Source organism: Niallia sp. (assembly GCF_031978665.1).
Taxonomy (GTDB): Bacteria; Bacillota; Bacilli; order Bacillales; family Cytobacillaceae; genus Niallia.
This window is the reverse complement of the sequence record NZ_DALZDK010000002.1, coordinates 20,999-39,497: the sequence shown is the minus strand read 5'-3', so window position 1 is coordinate 39,497 and position 18,499 is coordinate 20,999. Positions and strand designations below refer to the sequence as shown.

The window sequence follows — 18,499 nt, the reverse complement described above, 5'->3', positions numbered from 1 at the left end:
TACTCTAGTAAGAAAAGCTAATATCGTGTCTGGAAATCCTGGAAACGGTAATTTTGATTCATCTATCGAATGGGATACATATAAAAAAGATGATTTTTCTAATTTAGGAAGTCATCTGTTTGGAGAAGTGCAATATGGAAAAGAAGATCCATCAACAGAACCAACTGCACCGCTTTCTATTAAAGAAGCACGTGCAAAGATTGGGCAAAATGTAACAATCGAAGGCATTGTTACTGCCGACAATTCGAGTATCGGTGGAGGAAAGCTATCCACTTATATTCAAGATGATGAAGCGGGCATTAATATTTTTTCTCAGAATGCAAGTTCCTTTCCTGCATTAACAGAAGGACAGACAATAAAAGTTACTGGGAAAATAACAGAATACAATCAGTTATTAGAAATTGTTCCAGTGGAAGATGGAATGGAGGTAGTTTCTGAAAATAATGAGTTACCTGCACCTATTTCTATCAATTTAGCAGATTTAAATGATGCTAATGTAGCAGAGTTAAAAGAAGGACAATTAGTGAAAGTAAAAGGCTATGTGCAAACCGTTCCTGAAACACCTGCAGGCGGTGGATATAATGTTACAGTGCTAGATGAAAACTTTAATGGGACAACAGTACGTGTAATGGAAGAAACAGAGGCGATTTCTTCTATACAAACAGGAAACTGGTATGAGTTCACAGGAATTCTTAGCCAATATAATACGTATCAAGTCTTGCCTAGAAAATCCAGTGATGTTCAATTATTGGCAGAACAACCAGCCGCACCTTCTGCGAAAGGGGAATATGAATCTACTGTTAGCAGTGTAGTAGACGGAGATACCATTCATTTACAGTCCCCAGTATTAGGGACAACGAAAGTTCGTTATGTGAATATCGATACACCAGAAACCTATCATACTCCACAGAATGAAGCGGATGAAAATCAATTAGAACATGGAAATAAAGCAAAAGCATACCTAAATACACTTTTAAAGCCGGGGGATGAAGTGATTGTAAAAGTAGGGGAAGAAGCAACAGACGATTACGGCCGCCTACTTGCACAAGTTATTCGTAAGAGTGATCAATTAAACACCAATCTGGAGATGGTGAAACAGGGATATGCATCGACTTATTTTATTTGGCCAGTCGGGGATGAAGCGGATTATAAAATGTTCCAGACAGCAGTGAAGGATGCGAAGGATAAGAATAAGGGGATTTGGGATAAAGACAATCCTTTAATGGAACAGCCGTTTGAATTTAGAGCAAGGGAACAAGGAAAAGGCTTGTTACGATATGTAGGAAATTCCGAAACAAAGAAATATGTGTCACCAGAGGATTTTAAGGAAGTTCCAGTAGAAAATCGCATTTTCTTCGCTAGTGTAAAAGAAGCAGAGAGCAATGGGTATACTCCTTTAAATGTTGATGGAGAGAAAGATGCCATTAAACTACAGCTTCTCAGTGTAAATGACCTTCATGGCAAGGTTACAGAAGAATATGAGGATGATACGAAAACGAATAAAATTGGCAGAATGGATTATTTAGCTACTTACTTGAAAGAAAGAGAAGCAACAAATCCGAATACGCTTATTGTACATGCTGGGGATATGGTGGGTGGAAGTTCACCGCTTTCCGCATTGCTTCAGGACGAGCCTACCGTAGAAATGATGGAATCAATCGGCTTTGATGTAGGTACAGTTGGCAACCATGAATTTGATGAAGGGGTAGACGAGATGCTCCGTTTAATCGATGGTGGAGATCATGTAAATGGAACAAAGGGGTATGATGGTATTAATTTTCCAGTGGTGGCAGCAAATATTGAATACAAGGATACTGGCAAATTAGTACTCAATCCATATGCTATCAAAGAAGTAGAGGGAGTCAAGGTTGGCTTTATTGGGGTCGCTACAACAGAAACGCCAAATATGATCATTGCAAAAGGGAATGAAAATGTTCGCTTTACAGACGAAGCAGAAGCCATCAATAAGTATGTGCCAGAACTGCAATCACAAGGTGTAGAAGCGATTATTGTTCTTGCACATGTTCCTGGAAATCAAGCTGGCGAAAGTGCAACCGGTGATATTGCAAAAATCGCAACAGAAGTAGATGATGCCGTTGACGTTATCTTCGCCGCTCATAATCATGTGAAAATAAATGCAGAAGTGGATAATAAATTAATTGTACAAGCAGGAGAATACGGAAAAGCTTTTGCAGATATTGATTTAGAACTTGACCCCAAAACAGGAGATATCGTGGGAAAATCAGCTGAAATCGTGGATGTAGTTCAAACTGGAGTTACTCCAGATTCTGAAGTCTCTTCTATTTTAGCGAAATACCAAGAATTAATTGGACCAAAACTAAATGAAGTAATTGGTTTTGCTGCGACTGATATGGTTGGTGGATATGCAACAAAAGAGGCAGAAGGGGATAACCCTGTAGGAAATTTAATTGCTGATGGCATGAAAGCGGCCATGGATAGTGATTTTGCTTTAATGAATGGAGGTGGAATACGTGATAATATTTTTTCCGGGGAAATAACGTGGAACGATTTATTTAATATTCAGCCTTTTAATAATACATTAGTAAAAGTAGAGATAAGCGGTAGTGATTTAGAAGAAATTTTAAATAGTCAATTTAGTAGCTATGGACCAGATCTTAGTATAGGTGGATTTTCGTATACTTGGGATAGCAAGGCAGGCACATTTGGAGAAGTAGTAGATATTTTCTTGCCTAATGGGAAGAAAATAGATCCGAATGGAAGTTACACAGTAACAGTTAATAATTATATGGCAGAACATACGTCAGATAAATACCTTCTTCAAAAACTAGGGGAGAATCCAATTCAAGGTGGAGAAGATTTAGAAGCGACTGTAGAATTTGTAAGAAGCTTTAATGGTCCAATCTCTTATAATACGGGAAGAATTAAGGAGATAAATACAGAACCACTTCCATCCATTTATGGTCAGTTCCTTGGTGTCAATGACTTGCACGGAAAAATTGATGTAACAGGAACAGTCGATGGTATTAATTATGGAAGAATGGATTATTTGGCGACCTATTTAAGAAAAGCGGAAGCAACAAATCCAAACACATTGTTAATACATGCAGGGGATATGATTGGCGGAAGTTCGCCTGTATCAGCTCTTTTACAAGATGAACCAACTGTCGAAATCATGGAATCATTAGGCTTTGATATGGGAGTGGTAGGGAACCATGAATTTGATGAAGGGGTAGAAGAAATGCTCCGCATGATAAATGGAGGGGAGCATCCTAAAGGAACGAGTGGATATGATGGAATGAATTTCCCAGTCCTTGCAGCAAATGTGGAATATAAGGAATCTGGTGAATTAGTATTAGACCCATATGCAATAAAAGAAATCGATGGAGTAAAGGTTGGCTTTATAGGTGTTGCGACTGTAGAAACACCGAGTATGATTGTAGCCACAGGCAATGAACATATTCGCTTTACAGATGAGGCAGAGGCAATTAATAAGTACGTTCCTGAATTGCAAAAGCAAGGGATTGAAGCAATTGTTGTTTTAGCACATGTTCCTGGCGACCAAGAAGATGGAACAAATGAAATAACGGGAGAAATTGCAGATATCGCACGCAAAGTGGATGATGCAGTAGATATTATTTATTCCGCACATAATCATGTAAAGCTTAATGGCATTGTTGATAATAAACTAATCGTTCAAGCTTGGGAATATGGAAAAGCTTATTCAGATATTGATTTTACGCTTGATCCAGCAACAAAGGATTTTTCAGAAAAGACCGCTGAGATTGTGGATGTAATACAAGAAGGTGTTACACCAGATCCTGAAGTAAAGTCAATATTAGATAAGTATCTGGAGCAAGTTGGTCCAAAGTTAAATGAGGTTATTGGAATAGCTGCTACCGATATAACTGGTGGCTATGCACAAAAAGGAAAAGTTGGCGATAATGGTCTTGGCAATTTAATTGCCGATGGAATGAAAGCTGCGATGGACAGTGATTTTGCCTTAATGAATGGAGGTGGAATCAGAGATGATTTACTGGAAGGAGAGATTACGTGGCAAGAACTCTTTAATATTCAGCCATTTAATAATACCCTTGTTAAATTAGAAATAACTGGTCAAGAGCTAAAAGAAGTATTGAATTCACAATTTAGCTCTTATGGTCCTGATGTAAGTATTGGAGGATTTAAATATACTTGGGATGCCTCTTTAGGACAATTTGGACAAGTTGTTGATCTATTCATGCCAGATGGTTCAAAGGTAGATTTAGAGAAAACATATACTGTTACGGTTAATAGCTATATGTATCCACATAGCACCGATTCTTATTTATTAAATACCTATGGCGAAAATCCAGTTCAAGGACCCGAGGATTTACAAGCAACGGTCGATTTCATTCACTCTTTCGATGAACCAATTACTTATGATGCTGAAGGACGTATTTCCGAAGTGTCTAGTGAATTAGAAGAACCAGAAGTGGATCCAGAAACGCCAAGTAATGGAGACGGAGATCAAGGAGAGGAGCCAGAAACACCAGGCAATGAAGACGGAGGTCAAGGAGAGGGCTCAGAGACTTCAGGTGATGGAGATGAAGATCAAGGAGAGAATCCGGAAACGTCAGGTAATGGAGATAGAACAGAAACTTCATTGGATGGCAATAACGATACAGTATATCAGCAAGAAAACGAAAAAGGAAATTTATTGCCAAATACTGCTACCATGGCATACAATTTAATCATCGTAGGATTAGTATTGTTCGTAATTGGGTTTGTTGTTTTCTATACAAATAAGAGAAGAAAGGCATAAGATAACATGAAGTGGACGAAATGGTTATCCCTCCTGCTTATAGTAGGAGGAGTACTTTTTATTGGGTATGGTGCTTGGAATATTATGGACACGAAAGCACAAACAGAGAATTCTTTATCGGAAGCTAAGGCGGCCATCGACAAGGGGAATGAAAAATGGGTGGACAAAGAAAGTGAACGTTTTGTACCGTCCATTGGTGATGCAGTCGGATTATTACAAATTGACAAAATCGATGGGGTATTACCAATTGTAGAAGGGACCGATCCAGATGATCTTGAAAAAGGAGTCGGCCATTACAAAGGTAGCTTTTATCCAGATGAAAATGGACAAATTGTCTTATCAGGCCATCGTGATACCGTATTTAGGAGAGCAGGAGAATTAGAAATCGGAGACGAGCTTAAAATTGTGTTGCCCTATGGCGAATTCTCCTATCAAATCACTTCGACTAAAATAGTTGAGGCAGATGATCAATCGATTATTACATTAGATAATTCGAAGGAAGAACTCATCCTAACAACATGTTACCCTTTCCGATTTGTAGGAAACGCGCCACAACGTTATATTGTTTATGCAGAAAGAATAGGTTAACTTATACAAACTAAAACAAAAATGTCACATAGAGTATTTTATTGGTGTATCACTTATATTTAGTGGTGCATCTTTTTTTATTCTCTGGCTTAAGAGATAGTGAATTATCTTATCCTTTGTTTCCCTTAGAGTAAAAATTTTTAGGCTAAATATTAAAAAAATGTAAAGTATGGAACTTTATACAATAAAATTCGTAATAGTAATAACCAAGGTAAATACCTTTATTAAATTATATATGGTTTTAATAGAAAGGGGAGAAATTAGATGGCCTGGTTGCTTGTACTTGTAGTCATTATTAGTTGGTTTATTCTATTTTTACGCAAAAAACTCACCTTTAAATTTGGTTTATCTCCTAAAATATTAGAGATACAGCCAATTAAAGGGTTAAAAAAATTAAATGATGACCTAGAGCGTTCCCTTACTAGAAGTTATATGGAAAATGTAGAAGAAAGAGTTAAAAGTGAGAATAAATTGAAAGAAAATGAATATGAATGGCGTTTACTTGATTTAAAACGTTTTTTTGTTTTAACATCCCTTTTAAATGAGTCTCCGATGTTTAGTAAGAAAGTCGATGAATTATGGCATCAAATGCTCATGTTCACCCGAGAATACGATGATTTTTCCAGAAAATATCTAGGCACGACTCTTCATCACAGTCCAAATGTGAAGGTGAAACCTGATCCTGATTTGCGAGGATTTTTTGATTGGGTGTATGCAGAGCTTTTTCTGATAAGAAAAGAGAATATCTATTTGTATAAGGGATTTTTCCGGCATCCTGTCCATCCAACTATTATAGAGGACTTTAAAAATTTATCAGAAGATGAACTGATTAACCTATATTTTAAAAGTGATACGAAATATCAAAATACGGTACTCGCACTTATCGCATCCATGAAAAAAACGGTAAAAAAGGTAAGAGATTATCAAAGAAGTGTCATATATGACAGAATGAAAAAAAGCAAAAGAGAACAAAAGTTTAACTCTATGCTTGTTCCTTTTTTATCTGTTTCTTATTTTCATTATGAGGAATTTTCAAGTTATATGAAAATGACAAGTGATAGTTCTTCAAGTTGCACAAGCTGCGGATCGGGGTCGGATAGTTCCTGTAGTAGTAGTTCTTGCTCTTCCGATAGCTCCTGCTCAAGCTGCGGGGGAGGTTCGGATTAATAAAGGGAAAAAAGGAAAGATGATGACATCCTAGATGCAATATCTTTCCCTTTTTGTTTAAAACATGCTATTCCAAATTAGCATGCTTTCCATACATTTTATTGGAATCTAGCTCGTTTATTTCCATGTATTTTAAGATCACGCTATCCAAGACAATTAAGAGTAATTGTTCAAACAACGAACCCATTGGCTGAATGCTATGTGCTTCTTCATTACCTCTATCTTTCGGTGAACCGGGCAATGTAATGACCTGATCAGCGAGTTTCCCTACAGTAGATGCAGGAGAGATAGTTAGAGCCGTAATATTCCCACCAATACTTTTTGCTTTTTCTACTATAGTAATAATACTTTTCGTTTCACCAGATCCAGTTCCTACGATAAGAAGATCGTCTTTTTCATAGGTAGCGGCAACTGTTTCACCCACAACAAAAGCATCAATTCCCATATGCATCATTCGCATTGCAAATGATTTAAGCATAAATCCAGAACGACCAGCGCCATAGACAAATACTTTTTTGGAATGAAGAATACGCTCGACGAGTTTTTCTAAGTCAACATTGGCAATAAGTGTTCCAGCCTGAGATAGCTCCTGAATAACATGTGCAAAGTAATCAGTTGTTTTCATCGAATTATCCTTGAGCAATTAGTTCTTTAAATTTAGAAGCAGCTTCACTTAAGTTATCTTGGCTAGTAATTCCTCCACCAACAATAACTAAGTCAGGTTGTGCAGCAATAACTTCCGGCAATGATTCTAATTTAATTCCACCTGCAACAGCTGTTTTCGCATTTTTTACAACACTTTTGATTGCTTTTAAATCTTCAAAAGAGTTTTTTCCAACAGCTTGTAAATCATAGCCAGTATGAACACAAATATAATCAACACCCAATTCATCAAGTTGTTGTGCGCGTTCTTTGATATCTTTAACAGCAATCATGTCGACAAGAATTTCTTTTCCGAGTTTCTTTGCTTCCGCAACTGCTCCTTTAATAGATTCATCTTCTGCAACTGCTAAAATAGTGACAATGTCTGCACCAGCATTAACTGCTTGGCTTACTTCATATCCAGCAGCATCCATAATCTTTAAATCTGCTAATACAGATACGTTTGGAAAAGCTTCTTTAACTTGCTTTACAGCGTGAAGTCCTTCGTTTATTACAACAGGTGTTCCAATTTCTACGATATCAACGTATTGTTCAACCTGAGATACAACCTCGATTGCTTGTGGGATATTAACTAAATCCAATGCTAATTGTAATTTCATTTTAGTACGCTCCTTTTCATTATAATGTGCTGTAATATGTTTAAATTCTGTACAATCGTCATTATACGTTTTATAATCCATTTAAGTAAGTACGCACTTTATTTTTATATAGTGACAAAAAGTATACTATGTATCTTTTTAATGAGGGAGGTTTTTTCTTGGAAAGAATGGCAGGCAAGGAATTTAATTGTGAGAAAGAACTAACGCTTAATATTATTGGTGGGAAATGGAAAATGCTGATTCTCTGGCATTTAGGAAAAGAAGGAACAAAACGATTTGGAGAGTTAAAGTCCTTAATTCCTGGAATAACCCAAAGGATGCTTGTTAATCAATTACGTGAATTAGAAAATGACTATATTGTAAAAAGAGTTGTATATCCTGTTGTGCCCCCCAAAGTGGAATACTCCTTAACGAAGGAAGGAGAATCTCTAATGCCTATTTTAGATGCTATGTATAGCTGGGGAAGAAACTATATGGATACGGTGCTAGAGAATCCTCCAGTGATCAAAGAACTGCAATCGTTGGAATAAATATTTTTTAACATGCAAAATATTAATGCCCTCCTTGTGAGGGTTTTCTTAATTCCCAAACTTATAATGTGTAAACACATTGCTGCTAAATTCGTTCATCCTTCGATTTCTTGCTCTAGAGCTTAATTTATTATTGATATAAGACTTTTCCTATGGTATTATTCTACATATGTTAATGCAATCGTTTGCACTATAAGGTGAATGATTACGCAATTTTTTTAATATGAAATGATAGCGTTTACTATGAGGGCGTAAAAAATAATGGAGGTGCAAGTATGGCAGTAACCATTAAAGATGTTGGTAAATTAGCAAATGTTTCTCCCTCCACCGTTTCAAGAGTACTTGCAAATCATCCGAAAATAAGTGATGAAACAAAGCGCAAAGTTCGCGAAGCAATGGAGGAATTAGGATATCATCCGAATCTCCAGGCGAGAAGTTTAGTAGTAAAGAGCACGAAAACACTGGGGATTGTCATGCCAAACTCGACTGAAAGGGTGCTGGAAAACCCATTTTTTCCAGAAGTATTAAGAGGAATTTGTTTAGAGGCAAGAAAAAGCCAATTTGGCATATATTTGACGACTGGCGCAACAGAAGAGGAAATATTACAAGAAGTAATAGAGATGGTTCATGGAAAAAGAGTAGATGGAATCATTCTTTTATATAGTAAAACAAATGACCAAATCATGGATTACCTCATACAAAATAAATTTCCGTTTACTGTCATTGGTAGACCATATCAAAATGCTGAAAGAATTACGTTTGTGGATAATGATAATGTGTTTATTACAAAACAAATTACGGAGCATTTAATACAATTAGGGCATAAAAAAATCGCCTTTATTGGTGCAAACATGGAAATGGTTTTTACCATTGATCGTTTAAAAGGATTTAAACAAGCATTAAAGGAAAATGGAATTGCTCATCAAAAGGAATTGATTGTTTATGATAAGGAATTAGCTGGTCGAACGAAAGAAAAACTTGCTGAAATATTAAATATGGAGAGTCGTCCAACAGCGCTAGTTGTCTCCGATGATTTTATCGCCATTGAATTAATTAGCTATGCCGAGGAACTTTCTATATCTGTTCCCGAAGATCTATCGATTGTAGCGTTTAATAATATTTCAACTGGTAAGTATATGAAGCCCTCGTTAACAAGTGTTGATATTAATATTTTTCAGCTTGGAGTCGAGGCTACGAAATGCTTACTAGATGATATTACGTATCCGAATTCGGTAACGAAGAGAATTACAGTACCAGCGAAAATGGTGGAAAGAAATTCTTGTTGTAAAGTAGCGGAGTAATCCAAGCTTTAAAGTGGTAATAAAACAGAAACTAGATGTAGAAAGGAAGAAAAAGCAGTGACTCAAAAGTGGTGGAAAGAAGCAGTAGCTTATCAGATTTATCCTAGAAGTTTCATGGATTCAAATGGAGACGGGATAGGGGATTTAAAGGGAATCATTACAAAATTAGACTATTTAAAAGAACTTGGTATTGATTGCATCTGGATTTGCCCAATGTATAAATCACCAAACGATGATAATGGCTATGATATTAGCGATTACCAGGATATTATGGATGAATTTGGAACGATGGAAGATTTTGATTTACTTCTTTATGAAGTTCATCAGCGGGGAATGAAGCTAATTATAGATTTAGTCATTAATCATACAAGTGATGAGCATAGATGGTTTTTAGAATCCCGTTCTTCCCTCGATAATCCGAAAAGAGATTGGTATATATGGAGAGATGGAGTGGACGGAAAAGAGCCCAATAACTGGGAGAGTATATTTGGAGGCTCTGCATGGAAGCTTGATGAGGCAACAGGACAGTATTTTATGCATATTTTCTCAAGTAGACAACCAGATTTAAACTGGGAAAATGAAGAAGTGAGAAAAGCTTTATACGACATGATAAATTGGTGGCTTGATAAAGGAATTGACGGATTCCGCATTGATGCGATTAGTCATATTAAAAAAGAAGAAGGATTAGAAGATATGGATAATCCTTTAGAGTTAGACTATGTACCTTCCTTTGATAAACATATGAATGTAGAGGGCATTCAACCATTTTTAGAAGAATTAAAGAATGAAACGTTTGCTAATTATGATATTATGACGGTTGGAGAAGCGAATGGAGTAAAGGTAGAGGAAGCAGAGCTATGGGTTGGAGAAACAAAAGGGAAATTTAATATGGTATTCCAATTTGAGCATCTTGATTTATGGGATAATGAAAAAAATTATGGCGTAGATGTCATGGAATTGAAGCAAGTCTTAAATAAATGGCAGAAAGGTCTAGAAAACAAAGGGTGGAATGCTTTATTTATCGAAAACCATGATAAAGCAAGATCTGTTTCTACATGGGGAAATGATAAGGAATATTGGAAAGAAAGCGCTAAGGCGTTTGGGATGATGTATTTCTTTATGCAAGGAACTCCGTTTATTTATCAAGGTCAAGAAATAGGCATGACAAATGTTCAATTTCCAACGATTGAGGAATATGATGATGTTGCAACAAAAAATCTGTATTATTTGAAACGGGAAGAAGGAGTCAGCCATAAGGATATCATGGAAATTATTTGGTCATCTAGCCGCGATAATTCCAGAACACCAATGCAATGGTCAAGTGAAGCGTATGCGGGATTTTCAGAGCATACTCCTTGGATGGGAATCAATCCAAACTATTTAGACATAAATGTGGAAAACCAAAAGAAAGATCCAGATTCTATTTATCATTTCTATAAGAAGATGATTGAGTTGAAAAAATCTGGTCCAATTTTGACATATGGAACGTTTGATTTAATCGATGAGGATAACAAACAGGTTTTTGCCTATACTCGTACCTTGGATGATAAGAAAATGGTCATTATCGCCAATTTATCAGCAGAAGAGGCTGTATTTGAAAATCGAGTAGTAGAGTTAGAGTATGAAAGTCTTTTATTAGCTAATTATAAAGTAGAAGGGCATGAGCCAACTACTTCGATTTCATTGAAACCATACGAAGCAAGATTATATACATGTGAGTAAAATGAGGAAAGGGGCTTCCGAAGTCAGGAAACTGGCAAAGTGGAAGCTCCTTTTCTGCTGTTTTTAGGTGGAAAATCGTTAGTCTCAGCTATCCATATGTCTTTAAAAGCGAACGGCTATTTCTACCTTTCTAAATGAATCACTGCCAATGTACACCGAGAGATGCAAATTAATTCTTCTTTTTCATTTACTATTTTTATCTCATAAACCATGCTTGATTTACCTTGATGGATGACGTTGGCTGTTGCAGTAACGATCCCCTCTTTAACCGAGCGAATATGATTTGCATTTATTTCTTGTCCGAAAACTGCTTGCTTTTTAGCATCGATAAGGCTTGCTGCACCAACGCTTGCAGCAGTCTCAGCCAAAGCTACAGAAGCCCCTCCATGTAGGAAGCCAAATGGTTGTCTTGTTCTGTCATCTACTGGCATCGTTGCAATACATGACCCATTCCTTTTAACTTCCACTATTTGCATTCCTAAACTTTCCATAAGTGTATTTTTCATTGAGATGTTTGGCAACATAATTTTAATTCTCCGTTTTATTTTTTTCTTATTATAGCATAGTGAATTTTTGAATAAAGACAAAGCTTTCTAAAAAGAAGAACTGGCAGGAAAATTGCCTAATTATTTTAATCATGAAAAAATATTATTGACATAAAAATAGCAATAAAGTTAAAATGTTTAATAGTTAAGTTGCTTAACTAAACGGATAAGAGGTGACAGTTATTAATCGAACGGATATTAATCTAATCATTGACCGATATGTAAGCATAAATTTTTCTGTTAATCGTAAGTTTGATCAATTAATCAGGCAGGAAATTGGAGATGTTCTTACAACAGAACAGCATTTTACACTGCGTCATATAAACAATGTCAAGGTGTGTACATCAACAGAGCTTGCGATTGTCTTTGGTGTGAAAAAAAGCGCCATTACCCCCATCGTCAATCGCCTAGTTGAAAAAGGATGGGTGGAAAGAACAAGGGATGAGAAAGACAGGCGGGTGATTTATCTATCGCTAACGCCGGAAGGAAATGTAATTTTTGTCGATATGGAGAAAAAAATTCAGAGTGTGATTGAATCGGTTATTTCAAAATTTGATCATGCAGAAATCCAAAATTTCTTAGATACTTATGCCAAGCTAGATAGACTTATTGAAGAAAGTAAGGAATAGAAGTAGGAGGGAAATAAAGGTGAATACTATTTTAAAAGGGAAATGGTTTATTCTTGGGGCTTGGGTTATTGCTATAATTGGGTTATTTTTAATCGCTCCAAATATGGGAGAGCTGGTGAAGGAAAAAGGACAGATTCGTATACCAGATGAGTATTCCTCTTCCCAGGCAGGAAAAATCCTTGATGAAGTTCAGAATCAAAAAAATGTAGGGGAGCAGTCAACGGTCGCTCTTGTCTTTCATAATGATAAGAAGCTGACTGAAAAGGATTTAGCCGAAGCGAAAAAAGCAGTGAATGCATTAGAGGCAAACAAGGAAGAGCTAGGAATTACGGATATTCTTTCATCTTTTAAAAATGAGGATCTAAAAGATCAATTGGTTTCAAAGGATGGAAAAACAATCCTTAATTCCCTAACAATCAGCTGGAATGGAAGAGAAGCGGATGAAGTAAGTGATTCATTATATAATGCGATTGAAAAATATGATGTAGATCACTATTATACGAGTAACTGGATGATTGATCAGGATTTAGTAAATAGTTCACAAGAAGGGTTAAAAAAGACGGAAGGAATAACGGTTGTCTTTATTCTTGCAGTGTTGTTAATCGTTTTTAGATCGATTATTGCTCCATTTATTCCGTTAATCACAGTAGGTGTTACCTACATAGCGTCTCAATCTATTGTCTCCATTTTAGTGGATACATTCAATTTTCCGATTTCCACCTACACACAAATATTTTTAGTTGCGATTCTCTTTGGGATAGGTACCGATTACTGTATCCTCTTATTAAGTCGATTTAAAGAAGAAATGATGCATAGAGAAAGTATTTGGGAATCAGTTGTGGAAACATACAAGAATGCAGGAAGAACGGTCTTTTTTAGTGGTGTTGCTGTAATGATTGGTTTTGCTGCAATTGGATTCTCTAAATTTGTGCTTTATCAATCTGCTTCCGCTGTAGCAGTGGGCGTAGCTATTCTCCTTCTTGCATTATTTACAGTAGTGCCAATTTGTATGCTCTTATTAGGCAAAAAATTATTCTGGCCTTCAAAAGGATCAGCAGAACATGCAGATAGCAGGATTTGGGAAAAGGCAGGCGGTTTTTCTTTAAAGAGACCATTGCTTTCTTTACTAGTTGTTGCTTGTATCTGTGTTCCTTTCCTTGTCACATATGATGGTGACCTTTCGTTTAATTCATTAGAAGAAATTAGCGATGATTATCCATCCATTAAAGCATTTAATGCGATTGCTGACAGCTTTGGACCAGGAGAGTCAATGGCAACAACCGTTATTATAAAAAACGATGACCAATTAGATACCATAGAGTATTTATCACTGGCAGACTCAATTACCAATGAACTGGCTAAAGTGGATTTAGTCGATAAAGTCCGTAGTGTTACGAGACCAATGGGGGAATCCATTGAAGATCTTTATATTTCTAAGCAGGCAGAGTCATTGGAAGAAGGTTTGGATCAAGGAAAAGAAGGCATTGATCAAATTAGTGATGGACTACACAGTGCTGGAGATGAGTTGCAAAAGTCGGAGCCACAGTTAAACGAAGCATCAGATGGCATCACAGGGCTCATCAAAGGAACAAATGATGTAAAATCAGGGTTAGGAGAAATTCAAACCAATTTAGAAAAAATTGAAGAAGGTATTCGTCTGGGCTCTACCGGGTCTGATCAAATAAAAGCAGGATTGCAAGATGCAAAAGCAGGGGCGGAATCGTTATTAGCTGCCCATAAAGATTTACAAAGTGGTTATCAAAAGGTAGAAAGCAATCTATCTACCATTCTTAAGGAATACCAAAAAATTGGTTCAGGTGTAGAGCAATTAGCAAGTGGACTAAATGCGGTTCCGAAAGAAACGTTTGGTTATTTAGAAAATAAATATAGTGGATTGGCTGATGAGGAAGGATATGTTGGTATTAAATCAGGATTTTTAGGAGCTCAGCAGCAATTGCCTATCATTAGTGTAGGCGTAGAACAATTAAATGATGGATTAGCCGAACTGCAAAAAGGAATTAGTGCAGCAAATGATGGGTATGCAGAAGTGTTAAAAAATCAGAGCAATCTATCGACTGGACTAGAGCAGCTAATTGATGGAATTGACGAGCAGCAAAAGGGTTTAAACCAATTAGCAGACGGTCAAGGCCAAATAGTAAAAAATATGCCTAAATTAACAAATGGATTAACTAGTATTAATGAGGGCCAAAAGCAATTATTAGATGGCTTTAGTGACATTGGCGGACAGCTTGGACAATTGACTGATGGACTGAAACAAAGTGCAGAAGGATTAGACCAAGTATCAGATGGATTAGGGTCTGCTACTGATTATTTATCAGGATTATCAAAGAATGAAACTAATAGTTTCTATATCCCTGAAGAAGTATTAACTAGTGATGAATTTAAGGAATCGTTAGATACGTATCTATCTCCAAATCGTAAAATCATGACGTTTGACGTTATTTTCGCTGACAATCCTTATTCTAATGAAGCGATTGATCAAATCGACACAATCAAGGATAATGTAGAGCGCGTGACGAAAGGAACGAAACTAGAAAACGCAGAAGTTGCTGTTTCGGGAATAACAAGTACCAATGCAGATCTGCGGACGATGTCTAATGCCGATTACACGAATACAGTTATTTGGATGATGATTGGGATTTCTATCGTATTAATCTTTTTATTCCGATCCATTATTATGCCGGTTTATATTATTGGATCATTAATTTTGACATTCTATACAGCACTTGGAATAAATGAGGCTATCTATGTAAATATGCTTGGCTACACTGGAATTAGTTGGGCAGTGCCATTTTTCGGCTTTGTTATTTTAGTTGCATTAGGTGTGGATTATAGTATTTTCCTTATGGATCGCTTTAATGAATATAAGGATTTAACCATACAAGATGCAATGCTTGAAGCAATGAAGAAGATGGGGACTGTCATTATATCAGCAGCGATCATTTTAGGTGGAACGTTCGCTGCGATGATGCCTTCAGGAATGCTATCCTTATTGCAAATAGCAAGTATTGTGTTGGTTGGATTATTCTTATATGCCTTTATCATCCTGCCACTATTTATTCCTGTATTTGTAAAGAACTTCGGAGAAGCAAACTGGTGGCCGTTTAAACGAGTAAAAGATTAATAAGAAAGAGGAAGACTTTTAGGCTAAACCTTTAAGTCTTCCTCTTTTATTTGCAAAATTATAGCATAGATTTTTTACTTGAATCATTCAATTTACTATGTTTATATCCATATGAAATATAAATAATTAATCCAATTACAAGCCAGACAAGGAATCCCTTCCATGTAAAAGCACTTAGCTGAAACATTAAATAAACGCAAAAAATAACGGCAAGTGCTGGGACGAATGGTACGAAAGGTGTTTTAAATCCACGCTGCAGGTCTGGTTGTGTATAGCGTAAGACAACGACCCCGATTGAAACCATCGAAAATGCAAATAATGTACCAATATTTGTGAGTTCTGCCAACCGATCAAGTGGAACAAATCCTGCAAATAGCGCTACTAAAGCAGAGGTTACCCAAGTACTTACAATTGGGACATGTGTTTTCTTACTAACATTCTGCATCGACTTTGGAAGTAGACCGTCTTTACTAATAGCATAGAAAAGGCGAGTTTGTCCAAACATCATCACCATTAGTACGGTTGTGATACCGATAATCGCTCCAAGCGAAACAAATCCAGCTACCCAATTTTGATTGATAAAGTTAAGAGCAAAGGCTACAGGATCTTTTACATCCAATAATTGATAAGGAACAATTCCTGTTAGAATCAGTGACACAATAATATAGAGCACAGTACAAATTGCTAAAGCAGATATGATCCCAATTGGTAGATTTTTTTGTGGGTTTTTAACTTCTTCTGCCGCTGTCGAAACAGCATCAAAGCCAAAATAAGCAAAAATGACAACCGCAGCCCCTGTCGTAACTCCAGAAAAACCGTATGGCGTAAATGGCACCCAATTATCAGGCTTTACATACCAAACGCCGACAAATATAAATAGTAATACAACAGCTAGTTTAATAAACACCATCAGTATATTCCATTTTGATGACTCCTGGATACCTCTTGTTAATAGAAGCGTAATGATGAATACGATAATAATGGCAGGGACATCGATAAATGTTCCGTTAGCTAGGTTAAAGGCACTTGTCATAAAGGTAGGTAAGTGAATCCCAAATCCAGCTAACAAGCTTTGAAAATATCCTGACCATCCACTCGCAACTGCTGCAGAAGCAAGTCCGTATTCTAATACTAAGTCCCATCCAAGGATCCAGGCTATTACTTCTCCAAATGCGACATAGCTATAGGTGTATGCACTTCCAGATTGTGGAATCATTGATGCGAACTCCGAATAGCATAAAGCAGCAAAAGCACAGGCAAGACCTGCTATTACAAACGAAAGAATAAGAGCAGGACCCGCATATTTAGCAGCCGCAACACCTGTCAATACAAAGATCCCAGTACCGACAATTGCGCCAACTCCTAGCATTGTTAGGTCAAACGCTCCAAGCACACGATTTAAAGAGGTAGCAGTGCTTGAGGTTACTGCCTTTTTTCGAAAAATATTCATGTAATCCTCCTAATGATAAAAAATTGCGAAAATTGTATAAAAATGTCGACTGAATTTTAAAACGACTTTTTTCATTTTACTAATTTTTATATAGGCTGTAAAGAAAGATTTTTCTAAAAATGAATAGTTCGGGACTTTTTTACCATACATTTTTTTATTGGATATAATAAGTGGACGATTATAATAGATACCTACTGCGAATTAGAAGGAAAGATTAGCTGGGAAATTAACTTGTTTTTCTTGTTATTTTTCTTTATTGGATTGATAATAAAGGAAGTGGATTGAAAGAAAAATTAGTTAGGTATTTTAAATCGTCAGGGGTCTTTCACATGGAAACATTGCTTCAATTTTTTCAAAAAAAAGGGGTAAAAAGATTTTTTATTTTATGTTTAATTGGTTTGTGCCTTTACTTTGTTAGAAGTATGATAAATCTCATTTTATTTACGTTTATTTTTTCCTATTTAATGGATAGACTTGTTCAGTTTTTTACAAGTAGGTTTGCGATTAAACGAACGATTGCTGTTATCTTGCTCTATTTTTCGGTTTTATCGTTACTTATATATGGGATTTCAACCTATTTGCCTGTTGTCATTCAGCAAATATCGGTGTTAGTATTTCAAATTACAGATTTTTATATGCAGCCACATGATAATGCTGTATTGAATTTTATAGTGAATCTTATCAACAATTTTAGTATTACGACTTATTTGCATCAGGGTTTCACCTTTATTTTTACGTATTTTACAAATATTTGGGGGAATCTCCTTCAAGTATTTATGGCGATTGTGCTCAGCCTGTTTTTTCTATTGGAAAAAGATCGATTGCGACTATTTGCGACTCGTTTCCATACGAGTAAGATAGCACCGATTTATTTTGAATGTATGTATTTTGGAGAGAAATTTGTTGCTACATTTGGAAAAGTAATAGAAGCGCAATTTATTATTGCGATAATTAATTGTATTTTAACGACAACTTCTTTATATTTCCTAGGTTTTCCGCAATTATTTGGTTTAGGCATCATGATTTTTTTACTTGGGCTTATACCAGTTGCAGGTGTTATCATTTCTTTCATCCCGTTGTGTATTATTGGATACACGGTTGGAGGAATTACCCATGTAATTTCAGTTATTGTTTTAATTATGGTCATCCATGCAATAGAGGCATATATATTAAACCCAAAATTAATGTCTTCTAAGACTGATTTACCAGTGTTTTTCACATTTATTGTCCTAATATTCTCTGAACACTTCTTTGGCGTATGGGGCTTAATTGTAGGAATTCCTATTTTTATATTCCTGCTTGATATATTAGAAGTAAAGAGCGACAAAAAGCTACTGAAGAAGGAGTAAGTAGAATAGAACCAAATCAAAAAAGTCA

Annotated in this window: 13 protein-coding genes; 9 read left to right on the top strand and 4 right to left on the bottom strand. The window is 36.2% G+C overall.

Translation table 11 applies throughout. The features are described from left to right. Window positions 1-25: 25 nt before the first annotated feature. The 3 genes from RTL21_RS01340 (at window position 26) to RTL21_RS01330 (ending at window position 6,538) form a co-directional block, all read left to right on the top strand. The gene (locus tag RTL21_RS01340) at window positions 26-4,783 is read left to right on the top strand and encodes a 5'-nucleotidase C-terminal domain-containing protein (protein ID WP_312092557.1); all 4,758 of its coding nucleotides are present in this window, start codon (window positions 26-28) and stop codon (window positions 4,781-4,783) included. A 6-nt stretch (window positions 4,784-4,789) separates the two neighbouring features. Continuing rightward, entirely contained in the window at window positions 4,790-5,371 is a 582-nt protein-coding gene (locus tag RTL21_RS01335; protein WP_312092555.1) for a class D sortase, read from the top strand. A 264-nt stretch (window positions 5,372-5,635) separates the two neighbouring features. After that, window positions 5,636-6,538 (top strand): glycine-rich domain-containing protein, encoded by a 903-nt coding sequence (locus tag RTL21_RS01330; RefSeq protein ID WP_312092553.1) that lies wholly within the window; start codon window positions 5,636-5,638, stop codon window positions 6,536-6,538. A 67-nt stretch (window positions 6,539-6,605) separates the two neighbouring features. On the opposite strand, the gene hxlB is transcribed toward RTL21_RS01330, so the two are convergent. Continuing rightward, entirely contained in the window at window positions 6,606-7,163 is a 558-nt protein-coding gene (hxlB, locus tag RTL21_RS01325) for a 6-phospho-3-hexuloisomerase (RefSeq protein ID WP_312092551.1), read from the bottom strand. Between the two features lie 4 nt (window positions 7,164-7,167). Then, window positions 7,168-7,800, bottom strand: a complete 633-nt coding sequence (hxlA, locus tag RTL21_RS01320) for a 3-hexulose-6-phosphate synthase (RefSeq protein ID WP_312092549.1) — start codon at window positions 7,798-7,800, stop codon at window positions 7,168-7,170. Window positions 7,801-7,958: 158 nt separating this feature from the next. On the opposite strand from hxlA, the gene hxlR reads away from it, so the two are divergent. From hxlR to RTL21_RS01305, 3 genes are all read left to right on the top strand, one after another. Further along, the gene (gene hxlR / locus RTL21_RS01315) at window positions 7,959-8,330 is read left to right on the top strand and encodes a transcriptional activator HxlR (RefSeq protein WP_312092547.1); all 372 of its coding nucleotides are present in this window, start codon (window positions 7,959-7,961) and stop codon (window positions 8,328-8,330) included. Between the two features lie 275 nt (window positions 8,331-8,605). Beyond that, window positions 8,606-9,631, top strand: a complete 1,026-nt coding sequence (locus tag RTL21_RS01310) for a LacI family DNA-binding transcriptional regulator (protein ID WP_312092545.1) — start codon at window positions 8,606-8,608, stop codon at window positions 9,629-9,631. 57 nt (window positions 9,632-9,688) lie between these two features. Then, window positions 9,689-11,353: a glycoside hydrolase family 13 protein gene (locus tag RTL21_RS01305; protein ID WP_312092543.1), complete on the top strand. Its 1,665-nt coding sequence runs from the start codon at window positions 9,689-9,691 to the stop codon at window positions 11,351-11,353. Window positions 11,354-11,475: 122 nt separating this feature from the next. Here RTL21_RS01305 and RTL21_RS01300 read toward each other — a convergent pair whose 3' ends face one another. Further along, window positions 11,476-11,877: a hotdog fold thioesterase gene (locus RTL21_RS01300; protein ID WP_312092541.1), complete on the bottom strand. Its 402-nt coding sequence runs from the start codon at window positions 11,875-11,877 to the stop codon at window positions 11,476-11,478. A gap of 194 nt (window positions 11,878-12,071) precedes the next feature. Here RTL21_RS01300 and RTL21_RS01295 point away from each other — a divergent pair, with 194 nt between their 5' ends. Then, window positions 12,072-12,527, top strand: coding sequence for a MarR family winged helix-turn-helix transcriptional regulator (locus RTL21_RS01295; protein WP_312092539.1), 456 nt, complete (start codon window positions 12,072-12,074; stop codon window positions 12,525-12,527). 19 nt (window positions 12,528-12,546) lie between these two features. Beyond that, window positions 12,547-15,672, top strand: a complete 3,126-nt coding sequence (locus tag RTL21_RS01290; protein WP_312092537.1) for an MMPL family transporter — start codon at window positions 12,547-12,549, stop codon at window positions 15,670-15,672. A 58-nt stretch (window positions 15,673-15,730) separates the two neighbouring features. Here RTL21_RS01290 and bcaP read toward each other — a convergent pair whose 3' ends face one another. Further along, on the bottom strand, window positions 15,731-17,122 hold the full coding sequence (bcaP, locus tag RTL21_RS01285) for a branched-chain amino acid transporter BcaP (RefSeq protein ID WP_312092535.1): 1,392 nt from the start codon (window positions 17,120-17,122) through the stop codon (window positions 15,731-15,733). Between the two features lie 329 nt (window positions 17,123-17,451). On the opposite strand from bcaP, the gene RTL21_RS01280 reads away from it, so the two are divergent. After that, the gene (locus RTL21_RS01280) at window positions 17,452-18,471 is read left to right on the top strand and encodes an AI-2E family transporter (protein WP_312092533.1); all 1,020 of its coding nucleotides are present in this window, start codon (window positions 17,452-17,454) and stop codon (window positions 18,469-18,471) included. Window positions 18,472-18,499: the final 28 nt, after the last annotated feature.